Annotated in this window: 15 protein-coding genes; 11 read left to right on the top strand and 4 right to left on the bottom strand. The window is 58.1% G+C overall.

Going from position 1 to position 15,195, the window contains the following annotated elements; translation table 11 throughout:
• Positions 1–42: 42 nt before the first annotated feature.
• The gene (locus HMPREF9241_RS01535) at positions 43–813 is read right to left on the bottom strand and encodes a fructosamine kinase family protein (RefSeq protein WP_006680518.1); all 771 of its coding nucleotides are present in this window, start codon (positions 811–813) and stop codon (positions 43–45) included.
• Between the two features lie 140 nt (positions 814–953).
• Here HMPREF9241_RS01535 and HMPREF9241_RS01530 point away from each other — a divergent pair, with 140 nt between their 5' ends.
• From HMPREF9241_RS01530 to HMPREF9241_RS01505, 6 genes are all read left to right on the top strand, one after another.
• A complete protein-coding gene (locus tag HMPREF9241_RS01530) occupies positions 954–1,298 on the top strand; it encodes a hypothetical protein (RefSeq protein WP_006680517.1) in 345 nt (114 codons plus the stop codon).
• 1 nt (position 1,299) lies between these two features.
• The gene (locus tag HMPREF9241_RS08725) at positions 1,300–2,970 is read left to right on the top strand and encodes a hypothetical protein (RefSeq protein WP_006680516.1); all 1,671 of its coding nucleotides are present in this window, start codon (positions 1,300–1,302) and stop codon (positions 2,968–2,970) included.
• A gap of 147 nt (positions 2,971–3,117) precedes the next feature.
• Complete coding sequence (gene thiM / locus HMPREF9241_RS01520) at positions 3,118–3,921, top strand: hydroxyethylthiazole kinase (RefSeq protein WP_006680515.1); 804 nt, start codon at positions 3,118–3,120, stop codon at positions 3,919–3,921.
• Entirely contained in the window at positions 3,918–4,613 is a 696-nt protein-coding gene (gene thiE, locus HMPREF9241_RS01515) for a thiamine phosphate synthase (RefSeq protein WP_006680514.1), read from the top strand. The genes thiM and thiE overlap by 4 nt, the downstream gene beginning before the upstream one ends.
• Entirely contained in the window at positions 4,610–5,440 is an 831-nt protein-coding gene (thiD, locus tag HMPREF9241_RS01510; RefSeq protein ID WP_006680513.1) for a bifunctional hydroxymethylpyrimidine kinase/phosphomethylpyrimidine kinase, read from the top strand. The genes thiE and thiD overlap by 4 nt, the downstream gene beginning before the upstream one ends.
• Positions 5,427–6,074, top strand: a complete 648-nt coding sequence (locus HMPREF9241_RS01505) for a TenA family protein (protein WP_207326461.1) — start codon at positions 5,427–5,429, stop codon at positions 6,072–6,074. Before thiD ends, HMPREF9241_RS01505 begins: the two co-directional genes overlap by 14 nt.
• Before the next feature lie 135 nt (positions 6,075–6,209).
• Here HMPREF9241_RS01505 and HMPREF9241_RS01500 read toward each other — a convergent pair whose 3' ends face one another.
• Positions 6,210–6,593, bottom strand: a complete 384-nt coding sequence (locus HMPREF9241_RS01500) for a phage holin family protein (protein WP_006680511.1) — start codon at positions 6,591–6,593, stop codon at positions 6,210–6,212.
• On the opposite strand from HMPREF9241_RS01500, the gene HMPREF9241_RS01495 reads away from it, so the two are divergent.
• From HMPREF9241_RS01495 to HMPREF9241_RS01485, 3 genes are all read left to right on the top strand, one after another.
• A complete protein-coding gene (locus tag HMPREF9241_RS01495; RefSeq protein WP_336619914.1) occupies positions 6,587–7,009 on the top strand; it encodes a glutamate-cysteine ligase family protein in 423 nt (140 codons plus the stop codon). The genes HMPREF9241_RS01500 and HMPREF9241_RS01495 overlap by 7 nt on opposite strands.
• 54 nt (positions 7,010–7,063) lie before the next feature.
• The gene (locus HMPREF9241_RS01490; RefSeq protein WP_006680510.1) at positions 7,064–8,557 is read left to right on the top strand and encodes a glycoside hydrolase family 32 protein; all 1,494 of its coding nucleotides are present in this window, start codon (positions 7,064–7,066) and stop codon (positions 8,555–8,557) included.
• A 284-nt stretch (positions 8,558–8,841) separates the two neighbouring features.
• The gene (locus tag HMPREF9241_RS01485; RefSeq protein WP_006680509.1) at positions 8,842–10,845 is read left to right on the top strand and encodes a sucrose-specific PTS transporter subunit IIBC; all 2,004 of its coding nucleotides are present in this window, start codon (positions 8,842–8,844) and stop codon (positions 10,843–10,845) included.
• Positions 10,846–10,980: 135 nt separating this feature from the next.
• Here the strand turns inward: HMPREF9241_RS01485 and HMPREF9241_RS01480 are convergent, their stop codons facing one another.
• A complete protein-coding gene (locus HMPREF9241_RS01480; RefSeq protein WP_006680508.1) occupies positions 10,981–12,018 on the bottom strand; it encodes a LacI family DNA-binding transcriptional regulator in 1,038 nt (345 codons plus the stop codon).
• A gap of 412 nt (positions 12,019–12,430) precedes the next feature.
• Between HMPREF9241_RS01480 and HMPREF9241_RS01475 the strand changes: the two genes are divergently transcribed.
• Positions 12,431–12,697 carry an HPr family phosphocarrier protein gene (locus HMPREF9241_RS01475; protein ID WP_006680507.1) on the top strand — a complete coding sequence of 89 codons (267 nt, stop codon included), beginning with the start codon at positions 12,431–12,433 and terminating at the stop codon, positions 12,695–12,697.
• Positions 12,698–12,699: 2 nt separating this feature from the next.
• Positions 12,700–14,385, top strand: a complete 1,686-nt coding sequence (gene ptsP, locus HMPREF9241_RS01470; protein ID WP_006680506.1) for a phosphoenolpyruvate--protein phosphotransferase — start codon at positions 12,700–12,702, stop codon at positions 14,383–14,385.
• Positions 14,386–14,466: 81 nt separating this feature from the next.
• Here ptsP and HMPREF9241_RS01465 read toward each other — a convergent pair whose 3' ends face one another.
• Positions 14,467–15,090, bottom strand: a complete 624-nt coding sequence (locus HMPREF9241_RS01465) for a superoxide dismutase (RefSeq protein ID WP_006680505.1) — start codon at positions 15,088–15,090, stop codon at positions 14,467–14,469.
• Positions 15,091–15,195 lie beyond the last annotated feature (105 nt).

The raw sequence follows: 15,195 nt of genomic DNA, 5'->3' as shown, positions 1-15,195 counted from the left end.
ACGTGGCACGTGTTCGACCCGGAGGGGCTCCCACCTGTTGTACTAGCCGTATTTCTTCACTATCTGCATCACATCTGACCGGTAGGACACGCCAAAAAGATAGGCGTGAATGATCAGAATATGAAGACTGTGAAGCCCGATGCGTTCGCGCCAGCCATCCTGAAGAGGTGACGCTTCGGCGTACGCATCGCGGATTGTTTCCAGATGAGGGCAACCAAAAACACCGAGCATCGCCAAGTCTTCTTCGCCGTGACCCCCTTGGGCTGCTGGATCAATAAGGGTTACACCATCGGGTGTCCACATGACGTTTCCGCTCCACAGATCTCCATGAAGTCGAGATACTTCCCCGGAACGGACAAGAGCGGGTTGGTCATGATCAAACACCCCGGATGCGAGTTTTTCAGCGAATTGATGCAGGCGCTCGCGGTCTGTCTGGCTAAAAGCTGGGCAGTCAATATAGGGCTCAACCCGGTATTTGGCGTAGTACTGTCCCCAAGATGCGCTGCCCCCATCGGCTAAGAGAGGCAATGGAGCTTCACCCATCCACCCGTCGGTTGTATGCCCGGGCGGTGGAGCGCCTAAATGAGGCGCGCCCGCTGCGTGCGTATACGCCAGGGCTCGTCCAAATTCCTCAGCCATTCGCGGGGTTGCTTCGATGCGAGACAGGACTGGCTCTTCGAGCCAGGTCTTCCCGTAATCGAGCACGGGAACAATCCGCGTTGCCTGATCGCCCGCATCCGCGAGCCATAAGAGCGCTGTCACTTCATAGGAGATCTTCTGAGGCCGATGGTCGGTTTTCCGGAACGTTTCCACGGTGTTACTCCTTAGGGGCTGCAATTGTTACGAGGATATCCACAGGTGCTCGTCCCTGAAATTGGTTATCCACAATTTTGCTTCCCTCGATTTTCCTCGTTGTCACTGTCCTTCTAGCGTGGGGAGTGGAAGGAGGATCCGTGGATGAAGTAGGCAATATGCAGGTCGCTCGCGAATCAATGCGGAGCGTATGCAAAGTGCTTGAAGACATACACGGCGACGTTGCATGTGAGCGCTTCGAAGACTGGCAGGGTGGAGCTGCAGATGCAGCTCGAGATGACCTCTTGGTGCTTTTAGGACAGCTCGGAGTGGTCATGGACTCGGGAGATGATGCGCTTTTAGCACTCGACACGGCGATTGCTGAGTGTCAGCTAGCCAGCGTTGTTCTGATGCCCGGACAAACAACAAATCCGTTATCGCTGGGCGCATATACGCCTGCCTCTTTTGCTTCGCATACGTTCTCTGAGTCATCAGGTGTGTTCTGACATGAACAGAATTGTTGTGACAAGCGGGCCAACGCACGTTGACACGGATGCGTTGATCATGGCATGTACCCGGCTTCGCAAGAGTGAAGAGTCGCTATCCGCATTGATCGCTTCCACTCGGTCGGCTCAGGATCATGCACGCCTGGGTATCGGGCTCAGCCCCACCGCATACACGGCTGTTAGTGCGATAGAAGAAGTGGCCTCGTTGATGACGTATCTTCGCGCCAAACTGTCCGCATTCGCCGACTCGATCGCCTACTGTGCAGCCATCTATTCGGGCGCAGACTCGCGAGCGGTTGCGCTTTTGTCATCAACCCACAACGACAGTCCCATCTTCAACCTGAATCTTTCGCAGCCGAACCTCAAAGAGCCTGCACCGGGCTTTCCGATGATTGCACAGTGGCTAAGGGAAAACACATGGGATGTGCGCTCGCGGAACCTTGATGTCCTATCAGCGATCCTGGCGTTCATGTTCGGGCGCTCAGATGGTTTAACGGCACTTCGTTTTGAACGCGATCTTGACGCGTTCTCCTTCGGCGTTCTGCATCTTTTCGGCGCTCGGCGCGGTGTGCCCGGAAGCTCAACGAAGCAGGTCGCCGGGTACGCCGCATCGTGGTCGTCCGGAATTGGTGCACTGTTCTTCGGAAATGTCACGGGCGTGGAAATTCAGACAGGCTCCTCGTCGGGAGCCGGCAGAGGACATCGGATTATCAAAGCAGTGAAAGAAGGATTCGCTCCCATATTAGCGGCGAGTCCGCATACGCCTTTCGCGCTCTCCGTTCTGTCGATCGTCGGTAGAGTGGGGCAGGGGGTTGGTGCGATCCGTTCGCATCCGACTCAGCGCGTGGTCACCCCTTCTACCCCCGATACTCGACCTGCAATGAGCACCCCTACTCCTATTTCCACGGTTGAAACTCCGCGGAAACCATCACAACTGTTGGAGTCACTTTCAGGACTGAATTCAGGAGGCGAAGAAGGGCAAATCAAGATCATCCGACACAGCACTCCGATTCCCTCCGATGCGTCATCGCCGGGTGGATCACGAACACGTTCGTCCTGGTCAGTCGTCATTCGAGGTACTCAGAAGTGGAGCGTCGGGGGAAGTAACCCGCAGGATATGCTCACCAATTTTGAGGGGGTAGCAGGGCGCGAATCCGACCAATCACGCGCGGTCCTAGAGGCGATGAAAATGGCTGGAATCAAAGCGGATGAACCCGTCGAATTCGTTGGTCATTCGCAAGGAGGCATTATTGCCGCTCAACTGGCGACCAGTAGCGACGTGAACCAGAACTACCACGTCGTATCAGCCCTGACAGCGGGGTCCCCGATTGGCGGATCGCAGACTCCTTCGCACGTCCACGTCCTCGCATTAGAGAACACCAGAGACCTGGTGCCAGCACTCGACGGGGGAGCGACTTCCCAAGGAGTGACAACCGTTCACTTTGATGGGCAAACGTACATCCCGGCCGAAAAACAGGGACAGAATCTGGTTGCGCACGACATTGGAACCTACCGTAACCTGCTAGGAGATATTGAGAATCGCCAAAATGAGCCGGGGCTTACCGAGGTTAAAGAATGGGAAGAACATCGGATCGAATCGCTCGGTTTGACCGAGCAGACGACCTCTCAAGCGTATGTCTTCGACACTAGGCGCATCCATGACGAGGGCTGAACAATCGGATAAACACCGGTGGACAGATGCAGACGAGCGCTCTGAAACCGCGTCCAACCTGCTAACGTGATGGCGTGACACGGGGTGCCACAGGCTGAGAAAAAACCCGTTGAACCTGTCGAGATAATTCTGACGAAGGGAATGTCAATGATGGATCGTGCCATCGTATCTTCGGCTCTTGAAGCTGTCCGAGAAACAAGCCCATTGGTTTCGTGCATTACCAATTCAGTGGTCACAAACTTTACGGCAAACGTCCTTTTGGCCATCGGCGCTGCCCCTGCAATGGTCGACATTGTTGGCGAAGCGGGACCGTTTGCGTCGATCGCGTCCGGTCTGCTGATTAACTTGGGAACGCCGACCCCCGAACAGCGTGAAGCTGCTCGTGAAGCCGCGTCAGCTGCGGTCGCAGCGGACGTTCCGTGGGTATTGGATCCGGTTGCGGTTGGTGCCTTGGTGCATCGCACCGATCTTGCGCGTGAGCTGGTGACAATGGGGCCGACTGTTGTTCGAGGTAACGCCTCGGAAATCATCGCGCTTGCGGGTGAGGGAGCTGGTGGTCGTGGCGTCGATGCCTCCGACGAGGTTGAATCAGCGTTCGAAGCAGCCCAGCTCATTGCGCGCAACTACGGCAGTGTTGTTGCAATCTCCGGCGCAACCGACGCAATTGTCAGCGCAGATCAGATTATTCGTGTTGGTGGTGGCGCAGAAATGCTGACTCGCGTCACCGGTGGTGGCTGTGCGCTGGGTGCGTTCCTCGCTGCTTTCGTCGGTGCGGCGAAGACGCGTGCGGTGACGCCGCTGGAAGCGGTTGCTGCCGGTCACGCCGTCTACTCTGCTGCGGGTGAGATTGCTCAAGAGAAAGCGTCGGGCCCGGGTACGTTCCAGATGCACTTCCTTGATTCGCTCTACTTGGTCTCGACAGACGACCTTGACAGGATTCCGCTGTCATGAGGAATGCTCCTGACCTGCGGGTCTATTTGGTGACGGATGCTGAGCAGTGCGAATCGATGGGGCGGAGTGTTCTTGAAACGGTTGAAGCCGCCGTCGAAGGTGGAGCAACGTGCGTCCAGCTTCGCGCGAAGACTTCCGATGGCGGTCCCTTCCTTGATGAGGTCTGCGAAGTAGCGAATGCGGTCGGCGACCAGGTTCCCGTGATCGTCAATGACCGGGTGGATGTGTTCCTCGCAGCTCGCGCATTGGGTGTCCCAGTTGCGGGTGTGCACGTTGGTCAATCGGATCTTCCCGCGAAGGTTGTGCGTGAAATGATCGGCGAGGTCGCGTTCCTTGGATTGTCTGTTGGGACTGATGAAGAGGCGCGGATTGCGGCAAGCGAAGGGGTTGCAGATCACGTTGGCCTCTCGGTTCTGCGCACCACGGCAACGAAGACGAATACGCCCGATGTCCTTGGCTATGACGGGTGTGAACGGCTTGCGCGCCTTGCCGTTATGCCAAGTGTCGCTATTGGTGGTGTTGGTATCGATGACATGGCACCTTTGAAAGCGCGTGGTGTGAATGGTGGTGCCGTGGTTTCGGCAATCTGTTGCGCAGAGGATCCGAAGCAGGCTGCTCGCGATCTTCTGAATGCGTGGAGCAGCGCTCCCGACGCTGGTCGTCAGGAAGCGACGGGGGTGAGTGATCGATGATTCCTACAGTGACCGCTTTGACGATTGCCGGGTCTGATCCCTCGGGTGGAGCAGGTATTCAGGCTGATATGAAAGCGATGAGCGCCAATGGTGCGTACGCGATGAGCGTCATTACCGCTCTGACCGCACAATCAACGAAGGGCGTGGCCGGAGTCCACGCGGTTCCCGTTGATTTCGTCAAACTCCAGTTAGACACGGTTCTTGACGATATTGCTCCCGATGCAACGAAGATCGGGATGCTGGCAACTGCAGACTTGGCACGCCTTGTTGGCGAATACCTTCCGCGGTTGCCTTACACGGTGCTTGATCCGGTGATGGTGGCAACCTCGGGTGATCCCCTATTGGACAACGAGGCTATCGCCACTGTTCGGCAGTTGTGCACTGTCGCAGATTTGATTACACCGAATCTTGCTGAGGCAGCGGTTCTTCTTGAATCCGATTGGGCAACCAACGTCAATGAGATGACGGAGCAAGCGTTCGCTTTGCGCGAGCTAGGCGTGAAGAATGCGCTGGTGAAGGGTGGTCACCTGGATGAGAAAGCCTGCGATGTCTTCCTCGGCGAAGGTGACTCAGAACCGCATATTCTGACCGCTCACCGTATTCACACGAAGAATACGCACGGAACAGGATGCACGCTCTCATCATCGATTGCGGCTCTTCGCCCGCGTTGCGACTCGTGGCTCGAAGCTGTCACGCGCGCGAAGGCGTACCTGACGGGCGCGATCGAACAGGCTGATGAGCTTGGAGTCGGACACGGGCACGGTCCCGTCCACCACTTCTACGCGCTGTGGAATAACGACATGATGAAGGACAATGATGTTCACTGACGAACTGTGGGAAGAGATCGCCCCCATTAAGAAAGCGATTGACCAGGGGCAATTCGTTCGAGGTCTCGGTGACGGGAGCCTCAGCCAAGACAAATTCAACTACTACATGGTCCAAGACGCCCTGTATTTAGCTGCATACGCGAAAGCTCTTGCTGGTCTCGCCACTTTTGCGCACGATCCGGATGACCTGGTGTTCTGGGCCGAAGCATCGGCGAATTCGATCAAGGTTGAGCGAGAGCTCCACGCGTCGCACGTCGACGTGATGGCAGCGGCAACGCCTTCGCCAACGTGTCGTGCCTACTCTGACTTCTTGGCTGCCCAGCTTGCCAGCGGCGAATACGGGATTGCTGCCGCAGCGGTTCTGCCCTGCTTCTGGATCTACCAAGTGGTGGGGACTGAGCTCCTCGACACTGCCGGCGACCTTGAAAAACACCCCTACGGTGACTGGATTGGAATGTACGCAAACCCCGTGTTTGCGGAAGAAACCAAGATCGTCCGCGGGATCGTTGACCGCGTGGCCGAAGGCGTTGTAGAACTCCAGCGCCAGCGCATGAGGGACGCGTTCGTTCAGGCCAGCCGATACGAATGGATGTTCTGGGACGCGGCATGGCGAATGGAGACGTGGCCAATCTGAAAGGGCCTCGGTCAACGCCTGCATCGACCGAGATGTGAAGCGTCGAGCAATACGAAGGGGCGGGGGTGTTCTGGATCCAGAACACCCCCGCCCCCTAATCTCAGCGGTTCACATTGTCATCTGACCGAACGCGGACTACTTGTCCTTCTTTGCGCCAATCAAGCCGGCAACAAGGGACGAGACGATTGCGGTGATGACAGCACCAAAGAAGCTTGCCCAGAAGCCACCCGTTTCAAAGGGAATGCCAACGGATGTTGAAAGTGCGCCGGTCAGCATGAACAGCAGGGCGTCGGTAACGATGGCGAACAAACCGAAGGTCAGGATGTACAGGGGGAAGGTCAAAACCTTCACCAGAGGTTTGATCAGGGAGTTCACCAGAGTGAACACCAATGCGATCACCGCAAGGGCGATCAGAGTGGAGGCTAGTGACGTTCCGTCGGTGAAATTGATCGACGGCACAATCAGGGTCGCTGCCCAGATACCAGCCATGGTTGCAATGAGTCGAAGTATAAATTCCATACTTCCAGTCTGCCTGTGTTCCAGCTTTTTCGCATCCGCAGGCGGTTTTTCGCGGGCGACATTCCGACTCTCCACGCCTGCCGACCGCTGGCTTGCCACACCTGTTGGATTCGTGGGAGCAGGTCGAAGATCTTGAGGAGCGTTTGAAGCGCGCGGGCGGGATCGTGAATTTCAACGAGGTTCGCTGGGATGTTCGCCCATCGCCGGGCTGTGGAACGATTGAGGTTCGCTCGTTCGATTCGGCGACGAATATGACGGAATTGCGGGCTTTGTCCGCGCTTGTTCACGCTTTGGTTGAGACGGTGTCGCGTGATCTTGATCGTGGGGTCGCGCCTGCGGTGCTGCCTCGCGAATTGCTGGAATTGAATAAGCGGCGTGCTTCCCGATTCGGGCCGACTGATTCGAGGTGTGTGTAAAGTTATGACCGAAAGCCTCTGTCAAACGAGTGACATACTTGCTAGTCTCGAAGAATGACTGAGGATTTCCTGGCTTTTGCACTCAATGCTGAACGTCGCTCTCACGCCTGCGAAGACGCGGACTACCCCCAATTTCATGTCGCTCCGCCAGTTGGGCGCCTCAATGATCCGAACGGCCTGATCAAAGTTGGCGACACTTACCACGCCTTCTTCCAGTACACCCCGGAGCATCCGAAGAAGCTTGTTTACTGGGGTCATGCGACGTCGAAGAACCTCGTGAACTGGGAATACCTGAAACCTGCGATCCTGCCCGACACTCACCAGGACGCAAACGGCGCCTACTCCGGTACTGCGATCGCGACCGAAGAGGGCGTGGAACTCTGGTACACGGGCAACTACAAGGATCCTCAGACCGGTGAGCGCGAAGCGACCCAGTGCGTCGTCATCACGTCCGACATGAAATCGTTCACCAAGCTTGTTCCGCCGATTATCGGCCATCAGCCCAACGGCTATACCGCTCACTTCCGCGACCCGCAGGTCTGGGCCGATCCCGAAGTGCCGGGTAGCTACCGCATGCTCCTCGGCGTGCAACGCGAAAACGAAACCGGCGCCGCCCTTCTCTACCGTTCGAGCAACCTGCGTACCTGGGAATGTGAAGGAGAAATGACCTTCCCCGATGCGAACGGCACATTCGACGCCTTCGGCTATATGTGGGAATGCCCGAACCTCGTTCGCCTGAGCGATGAGGTCAGTGGTGAAGTCCGCGACGTCCTCATCTTCTGTCCCCAGGGCATCGCCCCCGACGTTGAAGGCTACGAAAACATCTTCCCCTGCATTTACATCGTCGGAAAACTGGTCGGCACAGAATTTACCGAGTGTGACGGATCATTTACCGAGCTTGACCGCGGTTTCGAGTTCTACGCTCCCCAGGTCTACGCGCGCACTGACACCGCGTGGGGTGCATGGAGTGACGAGAAGCCCGCGCTTCTTGTCGGCTGGGCCGGCAACGCCAGCGAAGATGACCAGCCCTCGATCGAAACCGGAGGGTGGGTGCACTGCTTGACCTCTCCGCGACAGCTGGTGTTGGTTGACGGCGTGCTTGTTCAGCGTCCCTACCTGCCCGGCTTGCCGCTGTCATTCGACTCCGAAGTGGAGACTCTCGCGGGTTCGCGTTCGTGGAGGTTCTCAGCTGACGTCGAGTTCAACGCACCTTCCGCTACTTCATCCGACGAGGCCACCTCCATTACGTTCGTCATCGGCTCAACGGGGGCGGGAGTGAATGTGACACTGAGTCCGTCATCCCTGGCCGTTGATCGCTCCGACTCGCGTTACCCACATGGAGATATGCGAACCGTGACCCTCACGGACGAAGAGTCGGAGCATATTGAGATCATCCATGACCGGTCTCTCACCGAAATCTTCCTCGGAGATGGTCGCAAGGCCTTCACCTTCCGCTCCTTCTTGAACGGTGAAGCAGCTGGGCTCGAAGCGCGATGCGAATCGGGTTCTGTAACTCTGACAAACATATGCAGGGCTCGTCTGGACTGAAAGGTGTCCGCGCCAAGTAAAGGGTGGCGTGTGAGATGTGTGCGCGGCCTCGTGAATCGACAATCTGGGTGGGCTTCGGCTGGAATGTGTCCGCAGGTCATCACTGCTGAGGTGGTAAGCGCACATTTTTGCGCGTCAGTTCGGCGAAAAGTCCACATAACAATGAGACAAAAGCCCTTGCGCTGAGGCGTATGGCGCACATAGTATGTCAAACGATTGCTATATAGCCCGGTAGTGAACGACGACGTTGTACACGCGCCTGGCCCACCGAGAAAGGAACGTGGATGGCAATGGATTACGCCAAGGTGGCGTCCGAAGTTGTAGAAGCGGTCGGAGGTGCCGATAACATCAGCGCAGCCGCACACTGCGCAACCCGCCTGCGACTCGTTATTGTCGACGAGTCTAAGATTGACCAGGCTGCCCTCGACGCGAACGGAGACCTCAAGGGCACCTTCGCAGCAGGTGGCATGTTCCAGATCATCGTCGGTCCCGGCGATGTCGATAACGTCTACCGCAAGATGGTCGAAAACCACTCCGTCCGCGAGGTCTCCAAGGATGAAGCCAAGGAAGAAGCCGCAAAGTCCGGCAACCTCTTCTCGCGCTTCATCAAGATGATCGCTGACATCTTCGTTCCAGTCCTCCCCGCCCTGATCGCCGGCGGTCTGATGATGGCTATCAACAACGTTCTGACCGCTGAAGGCCTCTTCGGCGAACAGTCCGTCGTTGGAATGTTCCCGGCCATCGCTGACTACGCCTCCCTGATCAACATGATCTCGTCGGCAGCATTCGCTTCGCTGCCTGTCCTGGTTGGCTTCTCCGCTGCAAAGCGCTTCGGTGGCAACGTCTACCTCGGTGCAGCAATCGGCGCGGCAATGATCTCCTCCGACCTGCTCAATGCATGGAATACCGGCGCGGCACTTGCTGGCGACGCAGAGGTTGAATACTGGCACCTCTTCGGCATGGAAGTTGCCAAGATCGGCTACCAGGCACAGGTCATCCCGACCCTCGCCGTCACCTTCGTCATGTGCGTCATCGAAAAGTGGCTGCACAAGCGCCTGTCCGGCACCGTTGACTTCCTCGTCACCCCGCTGGTCACCATGCTTCTCACCGGCTTCCTCGCATTCATCGCAATCGGCCCGATCACCCGCGTTCTCGCAGAAGGCATCACCAACGGCATCAACTGGGGTTACTCCACGCTCGGCCCAATCGGTGGCCTGATCTTCGGCTTCTTCTACTCGCCGATCGTCGTCACCGGCCTGCACCAGTCCTTCCCGGCAGTTGAAATCCCGCTACTCCCCGTTAATGGTGGCATCGGTGACTTCATCTTCCCGATCGCCTCCATGGCAAACATCGCTCAGGGTGCTGCAGCCCTCGCTGTCTTCCTGAAGGCCCGCGATGCCAAGCTGAAGGGCCTCGCCGGCGCCGGCGGCGCGTCCGCAGTCTTCGGTATTACCGAACCCGCAATCTTCGGTGTCAACCTGCGCCTGCGCTGGCCCTTCTACGTCGGCATGGTTGCTGCAGCAATCGGCTCCGCCGGCGTCGCACTCTTCGACGTTCGTGGCCAGGCACTCGGTGCAGCAGGCTTCGTCGGCTTCGTGTCGATCATCCCGAATGACATCCCGATGTACCTGCTCCTTGAAATCCTCGTCTTTGCCCTATCCTTCGGTGCCACCTTCGCCTATGCCTCAACGCGAGGCAAGGTGGACTTGGCCGAAGGTGGCGCAGTCGCAGCATCCGCCGATTCTGCCGTCGTAGCTGCACCTGCAGCTACTGGCGTCGCAGAAGCCAAGATCGTTGAATACGCCGAAGGCGCAGACACCGACTACACCATCACCGCACCTCTCGCCGGTGAAATCATCCCGCTCGAGCAAGTCAAGGACGAGTCCTTCGCCAAGGGCATGCTCGGCCCGGGCGCAGCAATCATTCCCGCCGGTGGTGTAGTCGTCGCACCATTTGACGGCAAGGTCACGGTCGCATTCGAGACCGGCCACGCCTACGGCCTGAAGTCCGCATCCGGCATGCAGGTTCTGATCCACATTGGTATGGACACGGTCAAGCTTGAAGGCAAGTGCTTCACCCCCCGCGTCGCCAAGGGCGACATGGTCCGTCGTGGCGATGTCCTCGCCGAGGTTGACTGGGACGGTATCCGCGCAGCCGGTTACGATACCATCACCCCGGTTGTCGTCACCAATAAGAAGAAGTTTGACTCCGTCGAGCTTTCCGGCACGGGCACCGTTTCCACGAACGATACCTTCCTTGAGGCACAGCCGAAGGAAGTAACTGCCTAATCGGGTTTTATTCCTGACACGTGACGGGGAGAAGGCTACGGCCTTCTCCCCGTCGTGTGTGTGATCTGAGTGCGAATAATGAAGGGGCACTGACAATCGTCAGTGCCCCTGATTCGATTGAATTGAGATGTGTGCTTACGCGGTCCAGCCTTCAATCAAAGTCACTGGGAACTCGTAGCTTCCGCCAGTCGCTCGGTCGTGAGAATCATCGGATGTGTCGGCAGAGCCGTGGGCCTCGCTGCTAGTTTCACCGTTGATCTGCGCAAGCAGGATCTCGACGGCCTTGCGGGCAATCAGATCGAGGGGCTGGCGTAGCGTGGTCAGTCCGGGAAGAGCGCGGTGAATAGCCTGGGTTCCATCGAAGCCGATGATTCGCAGGTCGCCTGGAACGGTCAGGTTGTGCAGGCGTGCCCATTCGAGGACCTCGGCCGCGGCCAGGTCATCGGTGGCGAAAACGCCATCGATTTCTTCGGCGACAGAGTTGAGGCATTCATTGACGGCCAGTTGGCGGATCGCAGAATCCGTGTGGAAGGGAACTTCCAGAATGACCGGTTCAACGCCGTCTTCGCCAAGGGCTCGACGATATCCGTGCTCGCGCAGGTTCTTCGGGTGCGCGCGCGAGGTCAGCAGGGCCGGTCGGTGGCAGCCTGCGTCCAACAAGCGCCTGGTGGCGTCGTATCCGGCGGTTTCGTTGTTGCAACGAACGTTAGGGATCCGGGGTGAGAGCTCGCGGTCGATGGTGACCAGTGGCATGCGGATCGTTTGGTATTCCTCGAGCGCTTCGTTGTGTGCGCCAGAAATAATACCGTCGACTCGATTTCCAACCAGTAGGTTCAAGTAGTCGCGTTCACGGTCCGCGTGTCCCATCGAGTTGCAGATAAGGATGCGGTAGCCCTGTTCGGCAAGGGCGTTTTCAATCTCGACGGCGAGTTCGCCGAAGAAGGGGAGTGCGACAGTCGGGACGATCAATCCGATGGTGTCGGACTTTTTGCCGTGGAGTGCGCGTGCGAGCTGGTTGGGACGGTATCCGAGTTTCGCGATCGCGTCGCCGACGCGGTCCTTTGTTGTCTGGGACAGGTATCCGCGGTTGTTGAGGACTCGCGACACGGTGGTCAATGAGACGCCGGCTTCTTTGGCTACGTCGGCCAGGGTGGGCTCGGAGTGTGACTTCACGGGTTAGGTCCTTGTTTTGCTGGCGGTCGTTCGGTTCATTTTAGATGTTGATGTGTGCAGACCATATGGACTTCTGTCGAAGTGTGAGCCTATTTACTGACTACTCATCTCGTCACCTGTTGAACGTGTGCCTGACGCGCAGAATATTTGGTCAAGTCCGTGTTAAGCAGGCAAAAAAGGGGACGAGTCTGGGCGTCTTGGTGCGGTGTGTAGTCGGCCCTCGGCTTGGCTGTGGGTGATGAAAGTGTGGCCGGCCTCGTGAATGGGGAAGAAGGCGGAAGGCGCTGACGTGACAATGGTCGCGCAATTGCACCATGAAAGTGTGCTGACAGGCACGATAATTCCTTTTACGATTAAAGGCAAGGGTCAATATGTCCAACGATGGACATACCCGGGTTGGAAGGAAAACCTCATGATCTCTCGTTCTGTTGTCATCGCCTCCTCCGTTGGTCTGCACGCGCGCCCCGCTGCCATCCTTGCCGATGCCGTTGATGAATCCGGTGTCGACATCGTTATCTCGTTCGACGGTGAAGAAGCAGACGCAGCATCGCTCCTCGAAATCATGACCCTCGGTGTCAAGCACGGCGACGAAGTCACCCTGTCCACCGAAGATGACAACGCTGGCGCTGTTCTCGACTCGCTGGCCGAACTGCTTTCGCGCGATCTCGACCAGGAGTGAGCATGAGCACCGGACACTCAGTCCTTCACGGAATCGGCGTCTCAGCCGGAACAGCCGCTGCTCCGGTAGCGATCGTGCGCCCAGCACCCGGCGTTGATACGAACGAACCTGCTTGCACTGATCCCGAGGTGGACGGTGCCCGTGTGCGCGAGGCTCTCGCAACAGTCAGCAACAGCCTCAAAGAACGTATGGAAACGGCTCCCGAAGAGTCGAAGCCGATCCTGAAAGCCACCGCCAAACTCGCGTCAGACCGCGGTCTGGCAAAGGGGATCGACAAGAAGCTGAAGAAGGGCTTCGGTGTGACTGCCGCAGTCGAAGCAGCTGTCGAAGAATACGCCGAAATGCTCCGCGGACTGGGCGGGTACATGGCGGAACGCGCCACCGACCTGTACGACGTGCGCGACCGTGCAATGTGTGAACTGCGCGGACTTCCGGCTCCCGGCGTTCCCTCATTCGATGAGCCTGTCATCCTGGTTGCTCGCGATCTGGCACCCGCTGAAACTGCAACCCTGAACCCTGAGAAGGTCAAGGGCATCATCACCGAAATCGGTGGCCCCACGTCGCACACCGCGATTCTGGCCGCTCAGCTTGGTATTCCGGCAATCGTGAAGGTTACCGGCATCCTCGATATCACCGAAGGGCACATGCTCGCCCTTGACGGTGGCGTCGGTGAAGTCATCGTTAATCCGACCGACGAAGAAGTTGAGCTTCTTGAAGCGCGCTCGCGTCATCGCGCTACCGCGCTTGCCGGCTCGTCCGGTGAAGGTGCGACCTACGACGGCTACAAGGTCAAGCTTCTTGCCAACATCGGCACGATCGATGACGCTGAACGCGCAGCTAAGTTCGACCTTGAAGGCTCCGGCTTGTTCCGTACCGAATTCCTGTTCCTCGATCGCGCGGATGCGCCTTCGTTAGAAGAACAGACGGAAACCTACACCAAGGTTCTCCAGGCGTTCGGTGATCGTCGTGTTGTCGTGCGCACGCTTGACGCCGGCGCCGACAAGCCACTGTCGTTTGCAGATCTTGGCAAGGAAGAAAACCCGGCGCTTGGCCGTCGCGGTTTGCGCCTCTGCCAGGCTCGCGAGGACCTGATTGATACGCAGCTGACTGCTTTGGCTGCCGCCTACGAGGCCACGAAGGCTGACCTTTGGGTCATGGCACCGATGGTGTCCACACTTGAGGAAGCCCAGTGGTTCGCCGACAAGGCGCGTGGCGTGGGCCTGCCGAAGGTCGGCATCATGATCGAAGTTCCCGCGGCCGCTATCCGAGCAGACCAGATGCTGTCCATCGTTGACTTTGCGTCGATCGGCACGAATGACCTGACGCAGTACACGATGGCCGCTGACCGCATGGACGGCGAGCTTGCTCCGCTGCTCACCGCGTGGCAGCCGGCTGTCCTGCAGATGATCAAGTTCGCCTGTGAAGGTGGTCGTTCGACAGGCAAGTCGATCGGTGTCTGCGGTGAAGCCGGTGGCGACCCGCTGTTAGCGCTGGTTTTGACAGGTTTGGGTGTTGGCTCCCTGTCGATGGCACCGACCAAGGTGAACGCTGTTCGCGCCGCTCTTCGCCTGCACGACCTGGCGACCTGCCAGCAGATGGCTGCGTATGCGCTGGATGCTCCGACGGCTGAAGAGGGACGCAACAATGTCCTGAAGCTTGTCTCGCCGACGATGCTGGCGTTGCTCTGAGCACCCTCTGATTGAAGCACGAAGCCCCGGACCTCTACGAGGTCCGGGGCTCTGCTTTGTTAGTCAGAGACTAGGCAGGCGTCAGGCGACAACCAGGCCGGTGTACTGGGTGCGGGCGCGCTCGAAGCGTGCTGCGACGTCGTCCCAGTTGACGATGTTCCACCATGCCTTGACGTAGTCTGCCTTGACGTTCTGGTAGTCGAGGTAGAAGGCGTGCTCCCACATATCCAGCATGAGTAGCGGGACGGTGGCGACCGGGATGTTACCCTGCTGGTCGGTCAGCTGGAAGGTGACCAGACGGCCAGCGAGTGCATCCCATGCGAGGATGCCCCAGCCGGAGCCCTGCAGGCCGAGAGCCGCTGCTGCGAACTGGCCCTGGAACTTCTCGAAGGAGCCGAAGTATTCGTCGATTGCTGCGGCGAGTTCGCCTTCGGGGCGACCCTGGCCGTCGGGGGTCATGTTCTGCCAGAAGATGGTGTGGTTGGTGTGGCCACCGAGGTTGAACGCAAGGTTCTTCTCGTACAGGTTGATGGCGGCGAAGTCGCCGGATTCGCGTGCTGCTTCGAGCTTCTCAAGGGCGGTGTTTGCGCCACCGACGTAGTTTGCGTGGTGCTTGTCATGGTGCAGTTCCATGATTGTGCCGGAGATGTGCGGCTCGAGTGCTGCGTAGTCGTAGGGGAGCTCGGGGAGCGTGTAGACGGTCATTGCGTCTCCTTCGTTAGGTATTTAATGGCAGTGCCGCGACTGCCGTTCACACTTTCGAGGGTACAGGGCTTTAGTCCCCTTTTGCTACGGGAACGGTGGAACATG

The organism is Schaalia turicensis ACS-279-V-Col4, from assembly GCF_000296505.1.
Taxonomy (GTDB): Bacteria; Actinomycetota; Actinomycetes; order Actinomycetales; family Actinomycetaceae; genus Pauljensenia; species Pauljensenia turicensis_A.
The sequence above is the reverse complement of the archived record's forward strand: the minus strand, read 5'-3'. Positions and strand labels throughout refer to the sequence as shown.

What these genes read in the sequence shown, in the direction of transcription:
- HMPREF9241_RS08725 (WP_006680516.1), top strand. Translation starts at nt 1,300, where the DNA reads ATGAACAGAATTGTTGTGACAAGCGGGCCAACGCACGTTGACACGGAT.
- thiM (WP_006680515.1), top strand. Translation starts at nt 3,118, where the DNA reads ATGATGGATCGTGCCATCGTATCTTCGGCTCTTGAAGCTGTCCGAGAA.
- thiE (WP_006680514.1), top strand. Translation starts at nt 3,918, where the DNA reads ATGAGGAATGCTCCTGACCTGCGGGTCTATTTGGTGACGGATGCTGAG.
- thiD (WP_006680513.1), top strand. Translation starts at nt 4,610, where the DNA reads ATGATTCCTACAGTGACCGCTTTGACGATTGCCGGGTCTGATCCCTCG.
- HMPREF9241_RS01505 (WP_207326461.1), top strand. Translation starts at nt 5,427, where the DNA reads ATGATGTTCACTGACGAACTGTGGGAAGAGATCGCCCCCATTAAGAAA.
- HMPREF9241_RS01500 (WP_006680511.1), bottom strand. Translation starts at nt 6,593, where the DNA reads ATGGAATTTATACTTCGACTCATTGCAACCATGGCTGGTATCTGGGCA.
- HMPREF9241_RS01490 (WP_006680510.1), top strand. Translation starts at nt 7,064, where the DNA reads ATGACTGAGGATTTCCTGGCTTTTGCACTCAATGCTGAACGTCGCTCT.
- HMPREF9241_RS01485 (WP_006680509.1), top strand. Translation starts at nt 8,842, where the DNA reads ATGGCAATGGATTACGCCAAGGTGGCGTCCGAAGTTGTAGAAGCGGTC.
- HMPREF9241_RS01475 (WP_006680507.1), top strand. Translation starts at nt 12,431, where the DNA reads ATGATCTCTCGTTCTGTTGTCATCGCCTCCTCCGTTGGTCTGCACGCG.
- ptsP (WP_006680506.1), top strand. Translation starts at nt 12,700, where the DNA reads ATGAGCACCGGACACTCAGTCCTTCACGGAATCGGCGTCTCAGCCGGA.
- HMPREF9241_RS01465 (WP_006680505.1), bottom strand. Translation starts at nt 15,090, where the DNA reads ATGACCGTCTACACGCTCCCCGAGCTCCCCTACGACTACGCAGCACTC.